The 21,079-nt window shown below is 54.3% G+C and carries 12 protein-coding genes and 2 tRNA genes; 2 read left to right on the forward strand and 12 right to left on the reverse strand.

Going from position 1 to position 21,079, the window contains the following annotated elements; translation table 11 throughout:
- Window positions 1-214 precede the first annotated feature (214 nt).
- Window positions 215-718, forward strand: coding sequence for a DNA mismatch endonuclease Vsr (gene vsr, locus HY788_03840; protein ID MBI4773306.1), 504 nt, complete (start codon window positions 215-217; stop codon window positions 716-718).
- 20 nt (window positions 719-738) lie between these two features.
- Here vsr and HY788_03845 read toward each other — a convergent pair whose 3' ends face one another.
- From HY788_03845 to HY788_03900, 12 genes are all read right to left on the reverse strand, one after another.
- A complete protein-coding gene (locus HY788_03845) occupies window positions 739-1,791 on the reverse strand; it encodes a DNA cytosine methyltransferase (GenBank protein MBI4773307.1) in 1,053 nt (350 codons plus the stop codon).
- Complete coding sequence (locus HY788_03850) at window positions 1,788-2,930, reverse strand: PD-(D/E)XK nuclease family protein (GenBank protein ID MBI4773308.1); 1,143 nt, start codon at window positions 2,928-2,930, stop codon at window positions 1,788-1,790. Before HY788_03850 ends, HY788_03845 begins: the two co-directional genes overlap by 4 nt.
- A 19-nt stretch (window positions 2,931-2,949) precedes the next feature.
- Window positions 2,950-8,820 carry a DEAD/DEAH box helicase gene (locus tag HY788_03855; GenBank protein ID MBI4773309.1) on the reverse strand — a complete coding sequence of 1,957 codons (5,871 nt, stop codon included), beginning with the start codon at window positions 8,818-8,820 and terminating at the stop codon, window positions 2,950-2,952.
- Window positions 8,813-9,610, reverse strand: coding sequence for a DUF3883 domain-containing protein (locus tag HY788_03860; GenBank protein MBI4773310.1), 798 nt, complete (start codon window positions 9,608-9,610; stop codon window positions 8,813-8,815). The genes HY788_03855 and HY788_03860 overlap by 8 nt, the downstream gene beginning before the upstream one ends.
- Window positions 9,611-9,654: 44 nt before the next feature.
- On the reverse strand, window positions 9,655-10,338 hold the full coding sequence (locus HY788_03865; protein ID MBI4773311.1) for a hypothetical protein: 684 nt from the start codon (window positions 10,336-10,338) through the stop codon (window positions 9,655-9,657).
- A 295-nt stretch (window positions 10,339-10,633) separates the two neighbouring features.
- Window positions 10,634-12,688, reverse strand: coding sequence for a hypothetical protein (locus tag HY788_03870; protein ID MBI4773312.1), 2,055 nt, complete (start codon window positions 12,686-12,688; stop codon window positions 10,634-10,636).
- Between the two features lie 256 nt (window positions 12,689-12,944).
- Window positions 12,945-13,202 (reverse strand): transposase, encoded by a 258-nt coding sequence (locus HY788_03875; protein ID MBI4773313.1) that lies wholly within the window; start codon window positions 13,200-13,202, stop codon window positions 12,945-12,947.
- Window positions 13,203-13,960: 758 nt separating this feature from the next.
- A tRNA-Glu gene (locus HY788_03880) sits at window positions 13,961-14,038 on the reverse strand.
- A 28-nt stretch (window positions 14,039-14,066) separates the two neighbouring features.
- Window positions 14,067-14,142 (reverse strand) — tRNA-Lys (locus tag HY788_03885).
- Window positions 14,143-14,292: 150 nt separating this feature from the next.
- Complete coding sequence (locus HY788_03890) at window positions 14,293-14,601, reverse strand: hypothetical protein (GenBank protein MBI4773314.1); 309 nt, start codon at window positions 14,599-14,601, stop codon at window positions 14,293-14,295.
- 5 nt (window positions 14,602-14,606) lie between these two features.
- Window positions 14,607-15,887, reverse strand: a complete 1,281-nt coding sequence (locus tag HY788_03895; protein ID MBI4773315.1) for a glycosyltransferase — start codon at window positions 15,885-15,887, stop codon at window positions 14,607-14,609.
- On the reverse strand, window positions 15,884-18,448 hold the full coding sequence (locus tag HY788_03900) for a glycosyltransferase (GenBank protein ID MBI4773316.1): 2,565 nt from the start codon (window positions 18,446-18,448) through the stop codon (window positions 15,884-15,886). Before HY788_03900 ends, HY788_03895 begins: the two co-directional genes overlap by 4 nt.
- A gap of 450 nt (window positions 18,449-18,898) precedes the next feature.
- On the opposite strand from HY788_03900, the gene HY788_03905 reads away from it, so the two are divergent.
- Window positions 18,899-20,992, forward strand: coding sequence for a glycosyltransferase (locus HY788_03905; GenBank protein MBI4773317.1), 2,094 nt, complete (start codon window positions 18,899-18,901; stop codon window positions 20,990-20,992).
- Window positions 20,993-21,079 lie beyond the last annotated feature (87 nt).

A 21,079-nucleotide genomic window follows, 5' to 3' on the forward strand; every position in this document is an offset into this window, starting at 1 on the left:
ATTTTGGCTCGCACGACTTCACAATATGGTGACGTATATTTACGCGAGATGTTTTGTAATTGCTTCTTTTCATCAGCAGTCAACATGAGCCGATATGGGCTTTTTCTGGGCATAATCACCTCCTCTCTGAGGAGAGATCATGCCATATATATGTTAATACCGCAAGATTAAGACGTCATCATATTTATGCCGATATGTACTTAGGTGCGAAAAGATGGCTGACAATGTGACGCCTCAGAGACGAAGCTGGAATATGAGCCGCATACGTTCGGCAGACACCAAGCCCGAAATGATACTTAGATCCGTATTACACCGAATGGGGTTCCGCTTCAGAGTCCACTGCCGAGGACTTCCGGGCCGGCCTGATATTGTCCTTCGCAAGTACCACACAATTATCTTCGTTCACGGGTGCTTCTGGCATCAGCATTCGGGATGCATTGAGGCCGTTCGACCAAAGACGAACAAAAAGTACTGGATGGAAAAGCTTGATGGCAATGTAAAGCGCGACGGGAGGAATATCCAAGCCCTCCGCGATGAAGGATGGCGTGTGTTTCGCTTCTGGGAGTGCGAGATTGAGAAAGATCCCATCGGCATTGCGGCCCTAATAGCGAAGGAACTTCGGGGAGACACCAATGAGCCGGCGGGATATAGACTTCCAACACGGACTCAGCTGCTTAAGGCTGCTGAATCTCGCACGGGCTACAACAAGAAGCGATAAAAAGGCATGCCTTTCGAATTTCATGGGTGCAAAGTGCGGTGAATCGCCTTCCCTAATGCAAGGCCAAGCTGCGGTGGTATAGCATCGGAAACCTGTCGGATCTGGTCACTGAGAGTTCCTAGCAGTTCGTAGTTTCTTGGAAAACCTTGGAGAAGCATAGCTTCGTATACGCTGAGTCGTCTTTCCGCGTCAGGATGAACGTTGATCTCGCGGTTTCCATATGCAACTGTTAAGCTCGGCTTTTCCCACTCTAGAACACGAAATGACCGTCCCTGCTTATGTCCCTTGGATAGAGAACCATCGGTGAATTTCCGCGACCGAGGGTTCATGGTCCAGTGATTCGGATGAAATGCGATTTCATCCTTCCGTATTCCACGTTTGAAGAGCAATGGAGGTGGGAGTCCCTTCAATTTGCTTGCAACAGTCAGAGGAATAGTTGTCTCTGCTGTTGGAAACTTGAATTCAAGATCTGGGTATTTGCGTTTGTTGAAGCCCACGATGAACACGCGGCGGCGATGCTGCGCCACACCGAAATCGGCTGCGTCGAGTTCTCCCTCGAAGAGTTTGAAGCCCGCGCGAGAAAATAGCCTCTTGATGGTCGTATATTCATTCCGGTGCTTCGGCGATGTGATACCTTTGACGTTCTCGAATACGAAGAAATCGAGATCGTATTCCTCGTTAAGGATACGCAGCATGCATGCGTAGCGACGCGGTAAAAGATGCCTTGCATCGTTGCCATTGAAATGCACATTCCCGTTTGAAAAGGTCTGGCATGGTGCACCGCCAATCACCCCGCGTGGTGGTCCCGAGCTGCAGTTCCTACTGTAAAGTTGGGCGATGGTCTCAGGGTCTGTTTCTGCTAAATCAGCAACGTGACAGACGTGTTTGTCACGATTATGGTTATAACTCTCCACAGCTATCGCATCCACATCAAGAGCAAGTCCGATCGAGAATCCCGCTGACGAGAATCCGAGATCAAAACCACCGCAGCCAGAGAAGAAGCTAACAATAACATCTTTCACCATCGGCTGTTTTTTATTTGTTTGTTGTTCCTCGTGTTGCATGGTTTTCATTCTGTCTCGTATATGACAGTGTTCTGTGTTTCCGTATAGTCATCGGAGCGACAGTGATACATCAGGCCATAGATTGCCAGCCGGCCTCCTTTCGGTATGCGATTCAGGAGGGGGTGACGCTGTGTGCAATCCGTTAAGTTGCGGACCGTAATATAGTTTGACGTTGATAAATCGTCTTCTGCAAGCATCATACACACCTTCCCATTGCGCAGGCGTCTCATATCCTTGAGGAATCCCTCCACATCATAAGGCCACTTCTGCTGCGACTCTTTTCTCTTTGCGATCCAATAGGCTTGACACGCCGGCCTGAACAGACAATGCCTGCAATTCACCGCCTTCGGCGAGGCAAGGTCGGTGACATTCGCGCTTCCGTTCTTAACCTGAGCAATGCGCTTGTTAACAAATTGAAGAAATGAGCTTGCTTCTGCGAGCAGAAGCTCAGCATCTTCTGGGACGAATATTACCTTTACCGGCGGGCCTTGAAGCGGCACTACTTCCAACCGACTAGGCCAAACTCCACACTTTAGCCGATATAGGGCCGCATAGAGCTTCAACTGAACTTTGTATGCCCGTTTGATTTGGCCGCAGCTTTCATCTGTTCCTGACTGCAATACGGCACCGGTTTTGTAGTCAGACAAGACGACACCGGCTCTTGTCATCCTAACGAAATCAATGTATCCCCCGACGCGACCATCGTCAGACTCGACCCATAGTTCAAAGCCTGTGGGTTCTAAGGCTTGCCTGGTACCTTCGTTTTGGGCTCGCAAGACATTGTGTGCTATCTCGGCAGCCCTGCGACATGACCGGATCTTTCGGACTTCAAAGTCAGGAATAATTCTGCTTAAAGGCACCTGGTGACGTCTCAGTGCCGATAAGGTCATCTTTTTCTCTACCTGGGAAATCAGCTCGTCCCAAGTGGCCTCAATCTTTTCATTCCCCCCGCCGTCCAATTGACCATGTCCTGCTGCTTCGAGAAGACGATGGATTACGATGCCGAGTTCCGCCATAGGTGATGGTGGAAGGAGAGGTTCGTTGCCCGACGCAGTCCAGATCTCGCGCAGGAGGCAGGACTGCATCGCCGTAAATCGTGCTGGCGAAACACGGCCCAACTGCTTAATAGTTAGCTTCTTCAAACCCATCTGTTTTTTGGGGTTGTCATTATACTCCTAGCCGCTGATACACCCAGCTCATTCGGCGGTGCAGATTGAATGTGTCCACAATCATAGTGTCATCGTCTTGACCGAGGGTAGCGAAAGCTTCTGCAAGGATTCCGTCTGGGTGGGCGATGCTCCAAAGGGGATGGTTGAGTATGACGTTCCTCCCCGCAATTGTCCAACCGTGTAGAGGTCCGAATTCCGCAGGTTCACAGGATTGAAACGATTGGCAGAAAGTGGTGCGAAGTACGTCTGAGAAATCCAACCATCCGGAGAGTTCCGGGGGACCGAAATCGCCATCGACACCGCAAGAGTATGTCGCGTCGGAAAGAATCCGAAGCACGGACATGCCTAGTCTCCAGTCCAACAGGCTATGGTAACTCATGTTTCGATACAGGCAGAGACAGTCGTAGCACGCTGATTGGCAGCTCTGCGCATGTTCAGCGGAGAGAAGCTTGCCAATGAAGGTGTCATCACCGTACTCCGGCCCGGTGATTATATCGAGTATCATGGACCAGTTGCTATCCTGCGACAGCCAAGCCGTGAAGCCGGCCCCATTCTCCAGGTGGTCGTTCAGAATAAGTTCACCCGCGTAGGTTTCGTCATCTAACTCGACGCCCCGCACGTTGCTGATGTCAATCTCCTCTGGGTCAATATCAAGCTCCTCAGCGACAACTGAACGCAGTATAAAACCTGCCGAGTAATAGGCGGCTTTCACCGCGGCCCCTTGGCCAAGTTGTGATATCCTTCCATGTTCATCACGGGCGAGCAAATCAAGGCATAGGGTCTGTTGCAGCGATTGGGGTCGAATTCGCAGCACGTCCGTGACTTTCGGGGCCGCCAAAGCAACTGTGTCAATCCCTGGTGTCTCCGCAGTGAAAGATACCTTGTTATCCCCTCTCACATTTTGATATCGCTCGTCAATCCACTGGTGGGGCAGCGTGACGCCTCCGCGGCTCCATCGGGCCGTCCCAAGTGCTCCAGTAAACAAGCGACCCGCACGATCATTGATTCGGTAGACATGGCCACCAAAGGTTCGAACCAGACAGGTGTTCGTGCCCGGAACGACTGTGGGAGGCTCATCAGTCCTTTCTGCCACAGAACTCGTGCCGCGTGGAAGGAACTCGTCATCTCCCTTCGCATCGACGCCATGGCTGAAAGAAGTCCTGAACGCTGACGGTACGACGATCACAAACACGCGGAACGCATTCTCACCCTCACGGCTATTGCCGCAGTCCGGGCAGCCATCAGGCCATATGTCTTGGTTGCTGGTGTCGGCAAAGTGGCAGAGATCGCACCGCGCCATCAACATTCTTCGTGGAAATGGATTCGAATCGACTGGTCTCCATCCACCTCTTGGATCATTTATCAGAGGAGCTGTAAATCCGATTGCAGTATAGACCCGTTTGTCCTTGGTTTTCTGCGAACCTGGGGCAAACTCTGTGATCGCAAGATCAAGATCACGGTCGATTGACAAAGCATCGTGGCCCCGGAAGCCATGATACAGAAGTCTAACACGAGATGGCATACCATACATCGGGAGAATCGCCCCTTCTCCAAGTCGCTCAGCCAAGCCATCGCCAGCGAGTTCCAAGCTGTTTGCGCATTGCTCGATATCCCCGAAAAGGCCTTCGCGGATGTACCTGACCATCTCATCAGCGGAAACACCCTCTGCACCGACTAGAATGGCATCTACGATTTGCGGTACTTGTGGAGAGGTAGACAGCCTTCGCTCAACTGCCTGTCTGCGATCTGCCATGTTCAGCCAGTCGGCAACCGTTCCGAATTCCCCATGGCTGTCGGGGGGTATGGGACTGTCCCACCAACGAACGCCCGCATCACGGAACGCCTCATACAAGCACGCCTTCGCCACAAGGCGACGTGCGATTTCTAATCTTGTCATGGACAGGAATGGGACAGGGGGCAAATCTCCGGTGATGCGGCGGGGACGACTATAATAGAATTCATCATGGCTGCGGCCCCTGCACAGCGTTAAGACAGCGGCAAAGGCTTGGCCGCGCCTCCCTGCCCTTCCAACACGCTGCTGGTAGTTGAACCGCATAGGCGGCATGTTTGCCAATACAACAGCCTGTAGGTTACCGATGTCAACACCGACCTCCATCGTGGTCGTCACACTGAGCAGGTCGATAGAATCCACCAGAGGAATCGGCGGACGTGTTCCTGCTGCACCGCCCTGGACCACCACGTCTCTGAAGCATCGCTGCCGATCGGGTTGATCGTCTGTTTGAGCCGTCAGTTCTTCGCAATGCATTCTAAGAGGTTTCCGCCGATCAACCGCCTCACTTGCGTAATAGTTTCTGCCGTAAAGCGCCTCACACTGCGCATCCGGATCGATACCCAACTCCGCAAGACAACCTGTACAGATCCCCGCCGCACGGTGCATGTGCACACGCTGGCAAGACGGACAGATCCAAAAGGGATCATTCTGAAGGCCGATTCTCACAAGTAAACGATGAGCTTGGAGCTTCGCGCTCGCATGCCCTCCAGCTTCGCAGATGGCATCCCAAGTAGAGGCAAGAACCGTGGGTGCGTCAACACCATGCAGTTGCGCGCAGGCTTGTATGTAGTTCCGCAGGCGCGCTCGTGCCGGCGGCTGTAGCCAGTCTGTCCAATCGTCTAAGCGGTCGGGCGCTGGCTGACGTTCCTGATGATAGCGATAGAGATCCCCCAAAATGCGAACGCAGCCATGACAGAGGTCCCGAAAGGTATTTGTCGCGAGGGCTACACGGCCTGCGAGTTGCTCCCAAACTTGCTCAGAGAGATCGAGGCACGCATAGCCCAGACCGGCGGCCTCAAAACCGAAGTACAGTCGGCTGAACAGCACGTTCATGATCTCCGTTCGCACCTTGCCTCGGACGCGGTCTCTTCGCTCGACTGCGCTTTCGGGAAGCCCGTCTCGCCAGCACCTACTGTCGTTTGCGTAGTCGAAAAACTCAGTCCAATCATGATCTTCGCCTTCAAAATTAAACATCTGATACATCACGTCGTTGCCGGCAGGATTGATCCCCAGCTGCTTGAGACGTTTAATCAGGAGCAATGAGCGCGTACCGGATGCGTCCTCGTCCCCTCTTTCATACAGTACGCGTAGCGGGACCATTCGAGTATTGGCTCGCTGCCTGATTTCCCCCAGTTCGTCTGCGGCCCTGTCTCTTTCCTGCTCAAGGGTTTGACGGAAAATATCGGAAAGTCCGTCCGGTATTGGGGTTCTTTCTCTTTCTATATTTTGAAGAAGCTGGGCCACCGTCTCTGGATTATTTGTTGAGTAAGCGACAGCCTCAGGACATCGAGCCTCCCCATATGCCTCCAGGTCTGCGAGTAGAAAGCCCTCACCCAGAGCAACACGGTGCAACTCGTCATACATGGCTTCACGCACAAGATCCAGATAGTGCGTTCTCTCAATCCCGTTGGAGATAGACGCCGCGTCTTCCCTGCTATCAGAGAATACGACAAGCTTGCGAGTCTCCCCTTCGGGAAGGCTGTAGAATAGTTCCTTTGAGAGAAGCTGACTGACTCGCGAGAAACCCGTTCTGAAACCGCGTATGGGTGAAGTACGATATAGCCGCCGACTGTAATCGGCCGCACAATTGGGACAGCAGGCAGGTAGCGCCGAGAAATCCTGCTCAGTTTCGGTGCCATCAACACCAGGAACCACATACAGGTATCCAGAGATTGCATAACCTTCTGGTGGAGTCGCACCATTTGGGGCATCCGTGACACGACCGGTGATCGCATCAAGATGCTTCGGTGCCCATCGCCCGCGTTCGGACCCATCACCAACGACTCGTGGTTGACGCCACTGTCGTGCCTCGGTGTTCAGCGTGCTTCTGCCGTGCGGCCAGAATATCGCGAAGTCATCATAGGTTCTCCTGTCCACGAAACGAGCAGCCTGTTTGTCTGGCAGTCCCTCTAAGTCGGGATCCGTACTCAATATCTCTATACCGTTGCCTTCCGGGTTTCGCAGACGGCTGCCTCCAAAGAAGACAGTTCCGCACTGTTCACAATAGAGGAGTTCCAGAACTCGGTGTTGCTGGCCGGGACTTCCGCAGAGGATTCGGTTCTGTGAGAAGAGCCTGCCCGTCGGCCGTACATCATCCAAATGCCCAGCCTCGCACTGGCAGCCTGGTAGAACACACGCCCATAGGCCCTCTATATTCCTAAAGAACCAGTGCAGCCTGAATGTAGGTAGTGATGTCGCATCTTGCCGTGAGGCAGCAATCCCGCGGGCTACAAGGAGTCCCCTGATGGCGTCCATTGCGACCTGCTCATCATCTGCGTTAGCGAACACGCGCGTCGCAAAACCTGAAAGTGATACGGCTCTCGTACGTGCACCGTCGACGCACGCGCTTAGCACGTATGCTGCAATCCTCTCCTGTTGAGACTCAAATGCAGCGCAGAGCTTTTCTTTAGGGTCGTCGCCACCTGCCTCTGGGTCGAGTGTAGCAGCCAACTGGATGCACGATTCCGTGAAGGTTTCTTCGTTGTGCTCCTGGTAGCTTCGGGCCAAGGCCGCAAAGGAGGCGCTGTCAAGAGGCGGGCCTCCTACGTCAGGGATCGGCTCCTCAGAGCCAGGGATAATCTGTTCCGGTTCCCACTCGCACCCGAAAAAGTCGGATAGAAAAGTCAAGCTATCAGCATTGCCGGGATCGAGGGACGCACTGGAGCCAAGAATGCGCAACTTTGGATCAGTGGGGGTGAGGCCCAACCTGCGAAGCAAAAGGCGCAAGAGGTAAGCAACTTCAGTCCCAGAAGTGCCACGGTACAGGTGAAGTTCATCGATTATCAGATGAAAGACGTTACCAGGCTGCTCAAGCCACTGTCGGGTCTGCTGAAATATCGGCGAGTCAGCTTCCCTCATTAGCATAATACTGAGCATGCTGTAATTCGTGATGAGGATATCAGGCGGGGACTGCTGCATGTCCCAACGAGAGCGCATCTCAGCGCCATCAAGTCGCGGGAAAAAGCAGATGATATCGCGGGCTACTTCCCGCTCGCTTTCTGTTGTTGCCTCCGCTTCCTTCTGCGCAGCGTGCTCGGCAGCGGCCGTTGCACCACGATCCAAGTCGACAAGCTCCCGCGCCAGTCTGTCGATCCGTGGACGGTCCGGGTTCCCCCGTGGGTTCTGCTCATGGCCGGGCACAGGTGTATTGCCCGTGTATCGACCAAAGTATATTCTATTTCCGTTCATATGATCAGAACACCACTGGCGAGTCTGGGGCGAATCAAGAGAACGGCGAAGCCTCGTCAGTTGGTCTTCAACAAGGGCATTCATGGGATAAAGTATCAGGGCACGCATCGCTGCCGGTCTTGTCTCATGTCCCCTCTGTGGTACTCGGTAGGATCGCGTGATTCGGTTGTTGTGCCTACATGAGGCTTGCCAATCCTCGTTTGACCACCAATCATTGACGTGCGGGAGGGGTACGTTCGGGGCTTCCCAGTTACGGCTCTCGGAAGCGAGATATGCAAAAAGAGGAAGCAAGAAAGATTCCGTCTTACCCGAGCCTGTGCCTGCGGTGACGACAGCGTTATGGCCTGCCGCTGCGAGCTGCAACATGGCTATCTGGTGTGTGTATAGAGGATAGTTACCCACCAAGCCACAACGAGCCAGATCTTTGAATCGCTCCAATGCTTCTGGGGTCATCGCCGATAGCTCTTCTGGCCTAAGATCTGCAAGCGGCCTGTCTGTCTGGTAGCGGGGCAAGGGCTCAATCCAAGGCTCCTGGTTCAGAATCCCCGGCCGCCTGAGCATCTCTTCTCGTTCGCGTTCCAGTCCAGGGAACTGTGTACCAAACGCGGTTTTAAGATAAAGGATGAAGTTGTCTCGGATCTTCTCAAAAGCACCGATAGGATCATTCATGGGCATGTTCCTCAGATTCCAATTGTTTGGCTGACACCTGCCATTCTATACGAACAGTGAGATTGACGATTCTGCGAGGGGTAAACAAGAGAGACGGATTGGAGAAAACACGTAGCTCCGGGGTCTTGCGGAGATTGACAAAGAACGCCAGATAGTATTCGGTGCTGTCCTGTGCAGTCTGCCACTCTTTGTCTGTGAACAACACGCCTCCCTCTCGGTCAGCCACACCTTTGACTTCGACAAATTGAGCAGCTTCTCCGTCTCTGACCAGGAAATCGTAACCACATCCATCCTCTCTTCTGTCCTCAATAGTCCCACGAAACGGGGTTCGTCCTTCACGAAACCATTCGACAAAAAGCTCTTCGGCCATCCTTCCAGTGGCACCGCGCGGGATGAAACGCCAATTTTCGCGACGTTCCCTCTTCAACTCCTTCAAAACATGCATAACCTCCCGTGATTGTCGATACGCGGGGTCCCGGATCAAGTCTCTCACGAAGCCAGTGAGAGCATCGAAGCTTAAATCATTCAATAGTTGTAGGACCTTCTGACGACTGGGACCCAGTTCCCTCTGATGCCAACCTGCACGGGCGTTACTGAAAATCGGATCGAAATCGTCTCTCTTGTTCTTGACAGACCGCGGATTTACCCCCAGCTGCAGGCCGATGTCAACAAACGCCTCCTTAAATCTGGAGTATCCAAGGCGAGCAAGGGCTTCGGCATCAAACTTGGAGAGGTAGAAGGCCGCTACCAACGCCAGCCTGCTCCCATCGGTCATCCCGGCTTCATGCATGCTATTTCACTCCTCGACAAGGACGTAAGTTTCGCTGCAAATCATCATTTTATCTCTGCCCGCGCCGGAGACTGCCCCACTTTCGCGAGAGCAGCCACCGCAATTTGCGGTGGCACATCTTCAAACATCAGCCAATCCTGGCACTCAAAGCCCTGAACCAAAAACTCGTTTGCCCTGTGGACAGGTGACTTGCCGGAACACAGGCACACGGCTCTCGCGACGATTGTCGGAAGTGGTATTTTAATTGGCACACAGAGTCTAAATCGCCTCTCATCATACGCGGTAGCGGTGATGCCTTTTGACTTCAAAAGAAGGTATCGTCCCCAACTCAGATCCACTTCTGCCCCATGGCTATCCCGGAAGAAGACATGCAAAGGGAGTTTGGTTGCCGGATTGAGATAGCGTGTATAGCGAGGGAATGAGTTAGAAGTCGCGCGAACGAAGCCATTGGAGTTGAGGCTGAAATCGAAACGTGTCCAGTTCAACGTTTCGGGAATCTGAAAGTTTAGCGTTGCTTCGTATTCGGATAGTGTCCCACACCAGTTCACGAGCGTCCATGCTGGAGGAACGGCGGCCCAACGGATCCGAAGGTCTGAACAGAAGTCAACCATTGCCTCTTCCGATTCCGATTCAAACATAATAGTATCAGGCAACAAGCCGAGTGGCCCTGGACGGCGCTCGCCAATTAGCCGGATTGATCCCCCTCGTGCCCGCACCGCTTCCGCCATCTCTTTCTGTGTTCGAATGCATCTGGCCCCAGTCATGACAGCGACTGGCAAGCCGGCTCGGGGGAGGCGGCAAAGCGCGGGCGGAGTAATGGCGATAGTGCTCGTTCCCCGTTCATAGTGCGCGTTACAGTGGCCCAGCGCCTCCAAGCATTGGAGCAAACCACTCCGAGTTGCTGTACCGTCAGTCATCCGGCCCCTCTCGGAACGGGTCGATGATAAAAAGTCGACGGCTTCACAATATTGGGGCCATACCATGCTACCGCGTGCAGAAATAACAAACAGTAAGCGATTTGGATCAACGGACATGGCGCGCCACCTCTTTATATTTCCCCCACAGCGAGCGAAGCGTTGGATGAGGCGGTTCAGTGATCCTTTTTCTGCTGTACCATAGGACATTCCGCCATCGACGACATCGTTTCTGATCTTTACAGCCGGTTCTTCCGGGTTCTTCGTTCGCCAGATCAGTTCCACAGTAGACAGCGGTTCCTTTGCCTCGTCCTTGCATAACTATGGCCCAGACTGGATGCCAATCCATGGGAATGGTCTCATTCGGACACTCAACGATCTCGCCGGGGTTGCGTCCAACGAAGTAGACTCGGTGTCCCGCGCCCGGCGGAAAGTAAATCTCAGGATTGAAGTCCGGTGGAGTGAATCCATCGACAATGGGACCGACGCATGTCTCCCCGGCCTTGCTCTCAGTATGCCGCCCAAACTTGTCAAGGTAGACTTCCGGTACCGTATCTCGCCATGCCACCGTTTCCAGAGCATACAGGGACCTTCTACAGATGCATTCTCCGTCGCGCCTGACCTCAACGATGAGTCTGTGTGCGCATATAGCGTCGGGGATGGTGTACATACCTGTCTCAGGATCTAAGTCCAGCCGGTGATCGTTACAGAAGACACTCGGACCCTCAAACGCTCCTGTCACCTCAAGCTGGGGTAACGCAAAGGTGAAGTACTGATTCCCTTTCACTCTTAGCCCGCCTCGGAAATGGATCCGCAAGATACTTGGGAAAGCGAGAAATGGAAAGTCGTCCCGGATAAGAGCATCTGAATTTACATTTCCTATTCCGTAGAGACGCCATCCCTCGGGCAAACCTGATGTCAAGTTGACTTCGGAGAAGCCATCGCAACACTCATTTCCCCATGAGAGAAGCTTTTCTGCACACTCATTGTTGGCAAGCAGGTAGAACGGTTTGCCTCGTGGTATCTGGCTGTGTTCTACGAATCCGTCAAAGCCAAAAGGCGTCGCACTTACCATGACTCTAATCGGACGATTGGAAAACGTTGTTTTCCATGAGTGTTCTCGATCAATCAGGGAGAGACCGTCTATCCAATCGAGACGGGAGGGATCGAAGATGATGGGTTGTGTTTCTGAAACGGAAAGAGGCGTTGACCATCCCTGCCAGTCTTCATAGCAGTACAACGGTTCTTGCATACCCTCTCCAATTAGCTGTAACCCTTCATCGGGATACTCACGATTTGTCCTGCAACGGAGAGATAAACGTGCGGTTCCTGCGGTACGATCCAACACCATCGCCAAACTCAGAATTCCCCTTGAAAAAATGCACGCGTGTCCGTCTTCATGCGGCAGTTGCGTAACCGATCCGTCCCAGTGTTCGAGTTCGCCCAGAAGCACTTCGATCAGCGCAGCGCGAATCGAAGAATCGCCTTCTGTTTTTGATCTGAGAAGCTCCTTGGTACGGGGTCTCAGACGATGATGCGGGTCTTCTGTGAGCAGATAGGCGAATTCCCGATCTGATGGGGGTGAGTGAGGATCAAAGCCTTTCTCTGCGAATAGAAAGGGCAAGTTACCGCGTTCTCTGTCTGTGACTAAAGTCTGCGCCCTTGGTAAACCCACGTGCCTCCATTCTCCGACAATATCCGCATCGAATATGCCCCAATCCCCTTGTTTGTCCTGGTTTGACCAGACTGCAAGATCTTCCCAAAGACGGTACATGTAGAGGAATGACGGGTACATGCCTGTCTCTGGTTCTTCGCCAAGCAAAGACCGAAGACCGGGGTAGTAGGCGTGACGAGCGAAACCAACATCAACCGTGTCAGCAAGAACAAATAAAGCTAAGTAGTTAAGATATGGCGGGTACACGAAATTCCGAATTCGCCAGCCTTCGAGGGCCTGCAGGGCCTGTTGGCAGACGCCCCTGCCAAGACGAGTATTCCAGCGGGGACCAGTCTTCACTGCAGCAATGAAATCATTGAGATCGGCATCGTGGGGAGCGCCGATTTCCGTAATGACATCCTTTGTGACATACAGAAAAACACGGACCCCGCTTCGGTCTGGATTAAAGAAACGTGCACCGATTGCGTTATTCCACTTCAGATAGTCCATAACGAAGCCTTCTGTTTCTCATCTCATACCTTTAATGGTCTCCATCCCAAGTTGACTTAGTTATTGACGCAATCAACTTCGTGTCTTCCGAACTGGCCTGTCCGGGTATAAGTCTAAATATTCTTAAGTTCCGTTAAGTAGCAGTCCGAATCGAGACGAAGATAAGTGAGCACTCCTCCCGCAAAGCGGGAGGCCTCAGGAAGCCCCCCAGAGGGGGGCTAGGGTTATGGGAAAGCACCCTTGGGGAAGTCAGGCGTTATTCGAATTCCAGATCCATTTGATCTTTCTCATGCTTTTCCTGGTCCCGGATGTACTTTCGAATTGTTTCTTCATCCGGACCCACTGTGCTCACACAGTAGCCCCGAGACCAAAATTCCAAACCCGTAACCCGTTTCTCTTTCAATGTCTCTCGATGGATTCGTATGGCACTCTTGCCTTTCAAAAAACCGATCACAAAAGATATGTGGTATTTGCAATCCCACCTTACGTGGGATAGACTCTGCCAATCGCGCATAGGTTCTTCCTCCAGTTCCGCCCCTTGGGCACTTCCCCGGAGGAAGAACCTATTCTATTTCTCGCCGGAACGGTATAACCTTTCCGGGTCCTCCACCGAAGGTGGAGGGTTTAGATCGCAACTAATGCTGCCTGCAGTAACACTAAAACGGTTGGTCGTTTGGCTAGCCCTCGCATACCCTCCGGCGAGGTCTTCCAGTGTGAATTTGTTCTTGGAGAAAACACTTTTCCCTCATGATCGGAGTCTTGCGGCGTTCCTGAATGGTTTTGGAATCAAACCAGGAAAAGACACACGCATTTTAACCCAATCCACTCGCCTTTGGCAATATGACGGGTTTCCGTCATGGTCGGTACCGGATTTCGTATCGATGGGGGCAGTGCCGAGCAGTAGAGGCTAATTGCTGATCCAAATGCTTCTGGGCGAGTTACTGGAATTGACGGATCGGGACATGATTTAAGGTCAGTCATCGATTTCAAGGCGATAACAATGGCATAGGCGGTTCTGCATAGTCACTATTTGGTCACCAGACGCAAAAAGGGGTTAGCCAGTTTTGGCTAACCCCTTGATATTCTTTGGCGTCCCCAATGCCGCTGCGCGGGACTTCGCCAATTGTTTTCCGTGGCTGTCGGTGCTCAGGGCGCTTTGAATCCCGCCTTGGCGGGATTGCCGGCGTGAAAGAGCGGGATGTCCTGGGGGTCCCGTTTTCGGCTTGGTCGCCATAAAAAAAGGAGCACGATACGTGCTCCGAGAATTCTATCTGGCGTCCCCAAGGGGATTTGAACCCCTGTTGCCGGCGTGAAAGGCCGGTGTCCTGGACCAGGCTAGACGATGGGGACGCGACGCAGGATTTCCTCAAGGCCTGTATGGTGGGCCGTACAGGACTCGAACCTGCGACTCTCTGCTTAAAAGGCAGATACTCTACCGACTGAGTTAACGGCCCAAAACCCCGCCAAAAGGTTGAAGTATGGCTTCCTATCATGATCTCCCGCCGGTGTCAACGGATTTTTACCCCGAAAACAGATGCCCGGCGGACCGGTCCCGATTCCCCCGGCCCGGGACCGTGCGCCGCGGCCGGGCGCCCTGCTCTGGATCAGTCCTTTTCCTCGTCCTTTTCCTCGTCCGGGTCTTGGTCCGTTTCCCCGGCCGGATCCTTCGATCCTGGTCTTCCCCGCCTGAAGCGCGCGTAGGCAAACACCACGACGCACCCTACCAGAAGGATCAATAACAGGGGCAGCCGATCCATCAGGGAAGTGCTGACCAGCCGGTGTCGGAGGGACTGCATCACCCAGAACGAAATCGTAAACGTTACCGCCACCAGGCAGATCGTTACGATCAAGCGGATGAACCCCGCCTCGTTGTTGTCTTTCTCTCCAATGATTCTAGGCCGGTATTCGTGCATGCGTTCTACTTTCCATTATCCGACTCAGACGAAAACGCCCACGCGGGCTTGGAATTCTTAGCTCCGCAGAGTCCACTGTACAGGTTTTCCAGGAGAAACACTTCCTCCTCGATGCGTGGAGGCGGTTTTATGTTTCGCCGCCATCGCTCGACGATTTCCGGCTCGTCGGCCAGGGAACGAAGGATCTGGGTCAAGGTCTCGGGTTCGTTCAAATTGAAGATGAAACCGTTCTCCTGGTGATCGATGTATTCGTAAGCGGCGCCCACCACGTCCGAGGCAATCACCGGGGTGTGGTGCGCCATGCTTTCGATGACCACGAGGCCGTAGCTTTCCAACGTGTTCGAGGGCACGACCACCACGTCCAGGTTGCCCAGGATCTCCGGCAGGTCCTCGATGGCGTAGCGGCCTTTGAACCGAATCCTCGGATCGTTGCCCGCCCGCTTGACAAGCAAATCATACCATTCTTTCTCGTCGATTTGACCCCCGTATATGTCCAGTTCGATGCGGTCTCCGGACACCTGCTTGAAACAGTCGATGAGGTAGTCCACTCCTTTGACGTGCGATACGGCACCGAGATACCCCACTCGCACGGGACCTGTTCGGCCGGTCGAGCGGCGCGACGGCGGGACTTCGCCGTAGAGGTATCCATGCTTGACCAGATGGATCTCCCTGCCCCATTCCAGGCGATGAAAGATCTCGATCAACAGGCGTGACGGCGCCAGCAATTTGTCCGCCAGATTGAAGAAGACGTGCTTCGCCTCAAGGTAGCGCTTGACCACACTCAGCGGGGTGCCGCACGTGGAGATGCACCGGTTGCCTTCTTCCGGATTGTGGCAGATGGTGAAGTCCGGCTGATACATGCGCCCCCTCGGGCACAGGAACCAGAAGTCCGTCAGGGTGAGCACCGTGGGAATGCCGAGGGACTTGGCCACCTTGAGCGCGGAGCTTCCCACTCGCATGGGATGAGCCACTTGAACCAGATCGAAGGTGGATTGGGAAAAATAGTCCTGAAAACAGAGCTCGAGGTCCGGATAGAAGATACGGTAATGGATCTCGGACGGAAGCACCGCATGGCGGTAAGATACCACGGGCACCCCTTCATATTCATAGTCGTAGCGGATGATGGACGGGTTGCAGCCCGAGCCTTCCGTATCCTTCAGCCCGTAGGTGAGCACCTCCACCCGGTGGCCCATCTTCTGTAGCTGTTTGGCGACATTGAGTATATACCGTTCGGTGCCGGTATAAAAGTGAGGAAAGAAGTTATGCACCACGCAACAGATATTCATATGCCGGCCTTCAACACCTCCCCGACGGCCTGGATGTCCTTGTCCTGGGCCGTTCCGGGAGTTCTCGTCATGTTCTTGAAATAGAAGGCCGCCGCCCCCAACTGGGCTCCCAGATATACGGCGGCCAGTTTCACGATGCCGGTTTGAACGCTTTCCAGATTGCCGTCGAGGGACGAATAGTGCAACATAAATGCGTAAAACCGCTCGAGGGATTCTTCAAAAGGACCCAGCAGATACGGCGGCCGGTTCGAAGGTGAATCCTCGCGGCCGTCCCGAGATACCGTGTCCTCGAGCGAACGGACCATGTCGTGCAGGACCGGATCCCACGCGTTCAGGCCGGTTTCGTCTGCCTGTTCCCCATGACGATAGATCTCCCGCAGCCTGCGCACCACGGACTGCATGGAATCGTTCCGGTCGCTGCCAACGGCGTCGGCCAAGGCGCAGGCCGCGCCCAACAGGGGGATGTTGTTTCTGAAGAACTGACCGAACGAATTGAATCCCTGCTGTTTCCAGTCCGGCGCGTCGTAGCCCAACAGGTCGCTCAGCCAGTACGAGTCCACGAAACCTCTTTTGAAAAAATACGCAGGCGGCCGATTGTGAGAATGGATCACTCCCACGGAATGAAGGTAAGCCAGTTTGCGACCCCCTTCGAGCAACCGCAGCCCCAGATCCAGATCTTCGGCGTATTCCACCGCACGGAACTTGAACCGGTCGAAATCGCTTTTGCGCAGGCAGCAGAAGATGTTGTTGAGCTGGGCGATCTTTCGCTTTTCGAAAGGAGCAAGTTTGGGCAGCCTGGCCGCTTCGGCCGTCAGGATGGAGTCCGCGTTGAGGTCCAGCGACTTCCGATGATTGGCGATTTGCCAGCAGGCGAACATGTCGGCGTCCACACGCGGAATTTCCCTTCCGGCAGCAGCCGCCAGCTCGGGATTGTCCATGAGGGTCTTGACCATCTGATAAGCCGCGTACTCTCCGGCCGGTATGGCGTCCTGGGTCATGAACAGGAGAAACTCGCCCGTGGCGTTTTCCGCGCCCAGGTTCCGCGTGCGACCGTGGCCGAACTCTTCCGGCTTTGTCTGTATCACCTTTGCTCCGGCGTCGGAGGCGAATCGCACGGTCTCGTCCGTGGATCCGGAATCCACCACGACGAGTTCCACTCCGCGAAGGCCTTTCTGAGCCAGGGTCTTCTGCAGGACATGTTCGAACTCGGGCCCCGCGTTCAGAGTAGGTATGACGATAGACAGTTTCACATCGAGAGGCTCATGAAACGCGTCAAATAGCTTGGGTACGGAAAACACGTACCTCTGGGCCGCCTTCGACCGTCCCGATGCCCGCCGAAACTTGATCCGCACGCGCTGAATCAGCAGCCGCACTCCCCCGGACATGAGGGTACTCAACACCTTCTTGGCGGTCTGATACGGCCATCCACGGATGGTGCCGGGTGGAAACAACAGGTTCTGGACACGCTGGAATTTCTGGAGCACCTTCCATCCCAACGTGTTGTATACGGCTTCCAATCCCGCCTGGAGTTCGCCACGTTCCGCCTGCAGGCGGAGCATCTGGTTTCGGTTGTGATCGAGGGTTCTGAGCAATCCGTCGATCTCCGCCTTGAGACCTTCAATCTTGCCGTTCAGCTGTCCGATGTGGTGGTCCGGCTGTTCGATCGTGCGTCGATGCTCCCCAACGATCTCCCGCTCGAGGGCGATTTTTCGTTTCAGGATGCCGGATAATTGGAGGATGGCCCGCCGGCCTGCGCTCACTTTGTGCTCCCGATTCGCAAGCAGGTTGTCCACATGTTTTTTCTCGTGATACAGGCGGAGGAGCACGGCAGGCGAGTACTCTTCATGGTGTTTGCGGACCACTTTCAGGTAGGCGTCTTCAGCGACCCTCCCCCCGATGAATGCCATCTGCCCGCGACGGTTCCATTGTCTATAGAGGGCCGTTATCCGAGGTACGTGGTAAAACGAAAACAGTTTGGACAGCCGTAAAACGAAATCCCAATCTTCATACAGCTCGAAGTTCGTGTCCAAAGAACCTGCTTTGTCCAGAGCCTCTCTGGTCACCATCAGGCAGATGAAGGGAATATAGTTTTCATGGTAGAGCAACTCGGGGTCGGGATCGACGGAAATCATCGGTTTTAAGCGGTGGTCGCTGAAAGAGCGTCGGTCCGCATCGTAGGAGGTATACACAGGCTGGCAGTCCGAATACGCGACTTTGAAATCCAGATCCTTGAGCACTCCGGCCAACGTGGAAACGTGGTCCGGCAGAAATTCATCGTCGTCGTCCAAGAAACAGATGAACTCCCCCCGAGCTTTGGCCAGGCCTGCGTTCGCCGCCTGGGCACGTCCTTTCGAGCGCTCGTGGGATACGACCTCGATCGTTGCGCCGCTCGCTGCTTGACGGACGGCTTCCGGATCGGGTTGTGCACCCCCGTCATTGACCAGCACCACCTCGATGGGCCGATAGTCTTGGCTTGCTATACTGGATATGGCTCGAAGCAACAACTTAGGTCTGTTCTTGGTCCGCACGATGATAGAGACTAACGGGTTGTCGGAATTCACTTTTCTGCTTCTCGCTTTTGCGTCGTTTAATTTATGCGCGTTGAGAGCGCGCCGACGGCCCCGGGCTTCATGCTCCCGGCTTCTCAAAAGCCGAGATAGACAGAAGGGTCAAACCGGACCGTTATTGCTCTCGGAAAAATTCACGTTTAGGAGTCCGGCGCCGGTTTTGTCAACACCCTTGTCCGAGGACCGTCCAGCGGATCGGGGCCTGAAAACGAACCTTACTCCCGAGTTCGGGATCATATCAATAACTCCCTGATTTCACAAGTATTGGGGAACCACCGCCGGGGAAAAAGCATCGAAGCCTTTTATGGCTGAATCCCCGCTGCAATGGACTATGCCCTCATCCCGGCCTTCTCCGGACGATTACGCGTCTTTTTGCTTGTTTTTCTGATACAGCATGGTAGAAGGTAACCGCGTCGGCACAGAGCGTTCCCCGTATCCGGCGCCATGGTCCATAACGGTTTCACGCAGGTTCTGAAAAACTACATGGCTCGACTGCTCGTTATCAGTACGTTCGAAGTTTACCCCAGAGGAGGCCTTCTATCGGGACCGGCTATCCGCACCTTGGAAATAGCCCGCGCCCTTTCGCGCCTGGGCCACGAGATCGTCCTGGCTCAGGCCCATCGTTTGCCCGACGCCGAAGACGTCAAGGACCATTTTCGAGTGGTCCGGTGGGATGAACACAATTTCGAGTCGTTGTGCAAAGATGCCGACGCCGTTTTCGCGGCTCACTATTTAGGAGAATTCTTATACGAAAAGGCCAAGGGCGTTCCCATTGTCATCGATCTGTTTGATCCCGAGTTCATGGCGTTACTCGAGTCCGGGGTCCTGTTCCGGGACCGGGACGAACATTTCGATCGGCTGAGCAATGTACGAGCCAATCTGGATGCAGCCCTTACGGCGGGCGACCTGTTTGTATGCGCCAACGATCGCCAGAAAGACTTTTACCTGGGCATGCTCTCTCTGGCGGGCCGAATCACTCCCGAGACGCTGCCCGAGCAAGTTCTGGCCGTAGTGCCCACCGGCGCCCCTTCCGATCCTCCGAAAAGGAAAGGAGATCTGGTTCTCTTTCGCGGTGGCGGACTCCCCGGCAACTGGAACATCATTATCTGTCCGGGAGGTCTGTATCCGTGGTTTGATTCCGAAACGCCCATCCTGGCCCTGCGTAAACTGATCAATCAGTATCCCGACACCGCCCTTATATTCGTGGGCGCCAAGAATCCCATCTCGCCGAAATTTTCCGAAGCCGGGGTGGAAACGGCTGAAAAACTTGCGTCGGAATTGGATCTGCTGCACAAACACGTCTTTTTTCACCCCTGGGTGGCCTACGAGGACCGGGGGATCTTGTATCTCGAATCCGATCTTGCCGTCATCAGCTCGAAAGCCTCGCATGAAACCACCTATTCCTTCCGAACGCGTATCATCGATTGCTTGTGGGGCGGTTTACCCATTGTCTGCACTTCCGGGGACAGTCTGTGCAGTACCATCGAAGAAGCGGGAGCGGGGCGCACGGTGCCTCCCCTGGATCCCGACGCCCTCGCTTTGGCCATGGCCGAGTACATCGGAAACGAATCGGCTCGTACAGAGGCTTCAAAATCCTCCCTTCATCTGGCGCGCAATACCTATTCCTGGGATAAGAGCGTGGAGCCCATCCACGAATTCCTGCTACGCGTTAAGGGCCCGAAGCATCCGACGCATCATGAAACGCGATCGACGGATCGAGTCACCGTCGGACTCGATCTCAAGCGCCAGCAACGGTTACTCGAGCAAAAGAGCCATTCCGAATTCAAAGTCACAGCCGCAGAGAAGAGACTCCGAAAGCTTCGAAAGAGGCTCGATCTGGCTTCCCGAACGGTGCGCAACCTCACCCTGGAAGTGGAAAGCGTTCGACAACGGGCGGAGAAGGCGGAAGCCACCATCTCATACATCCATTCCGGCAGAGGTTGGCGGCTGCTGCAAACCTACTTTCGATTCCGAGACCGTTTTTTTCCGATAGTGAACGTCCTTCGAACCCCCATCCGGTACGTCCGGACCTGGGGATTCCTGACCGCCTTTCGCCGCCTTGTGAGACGGCCCAGTGTGACCGCCGCGCCGCTGCTTCTGGAGCAGTACAAAGCGAGGATCCGAAACGGCAACGCCAACCATGTCAACGCCGGACGGATGCGGAAAGAAGCGGACTCCTGGGCGTGGAAACCTCTGATCAGCATTGCTACTCCGACGTACAATACGGATCCGGCCTTTCTCTCCCAGGCCATCAATTCGGTGCGCGGACAATTGTATTCCAATTGGGAGCTGTGTCTGGTGGACGATGGTTCGACTCAAACGGAAGTCCGTGAGGTCATCCGATCCGCCGTCGAGTCGGACCCGAGAATCCGGTGCCGATTTCTTCCGGATAACCAGGGCATCGTGGAAGCATCCAACGCATGCCTGAGCATGTGCAAAGGGGAATTCGTCGCATTCCTCGATCATGACGACACGCTGGAACCGCACGCGCTCTGGGACTTGAAGAGATTCACGGGTTTCGGAATGGGTTCACTATAAGCCAGGATTATGATCTCCTCCTCAGAGCCTCCGAGAAAACGGATCGTATCTATCACATCCCCAAGGTGCTTTACCATTGGCGCGTTC

Source organism: Deltaproteobacteria bacterium (assembly GCA_016208165.1).
GTDB lineage: Bacteria > Desulfobacterota > Desulfarculia > JACQYL01 > JACQYL01 > JACQYL01.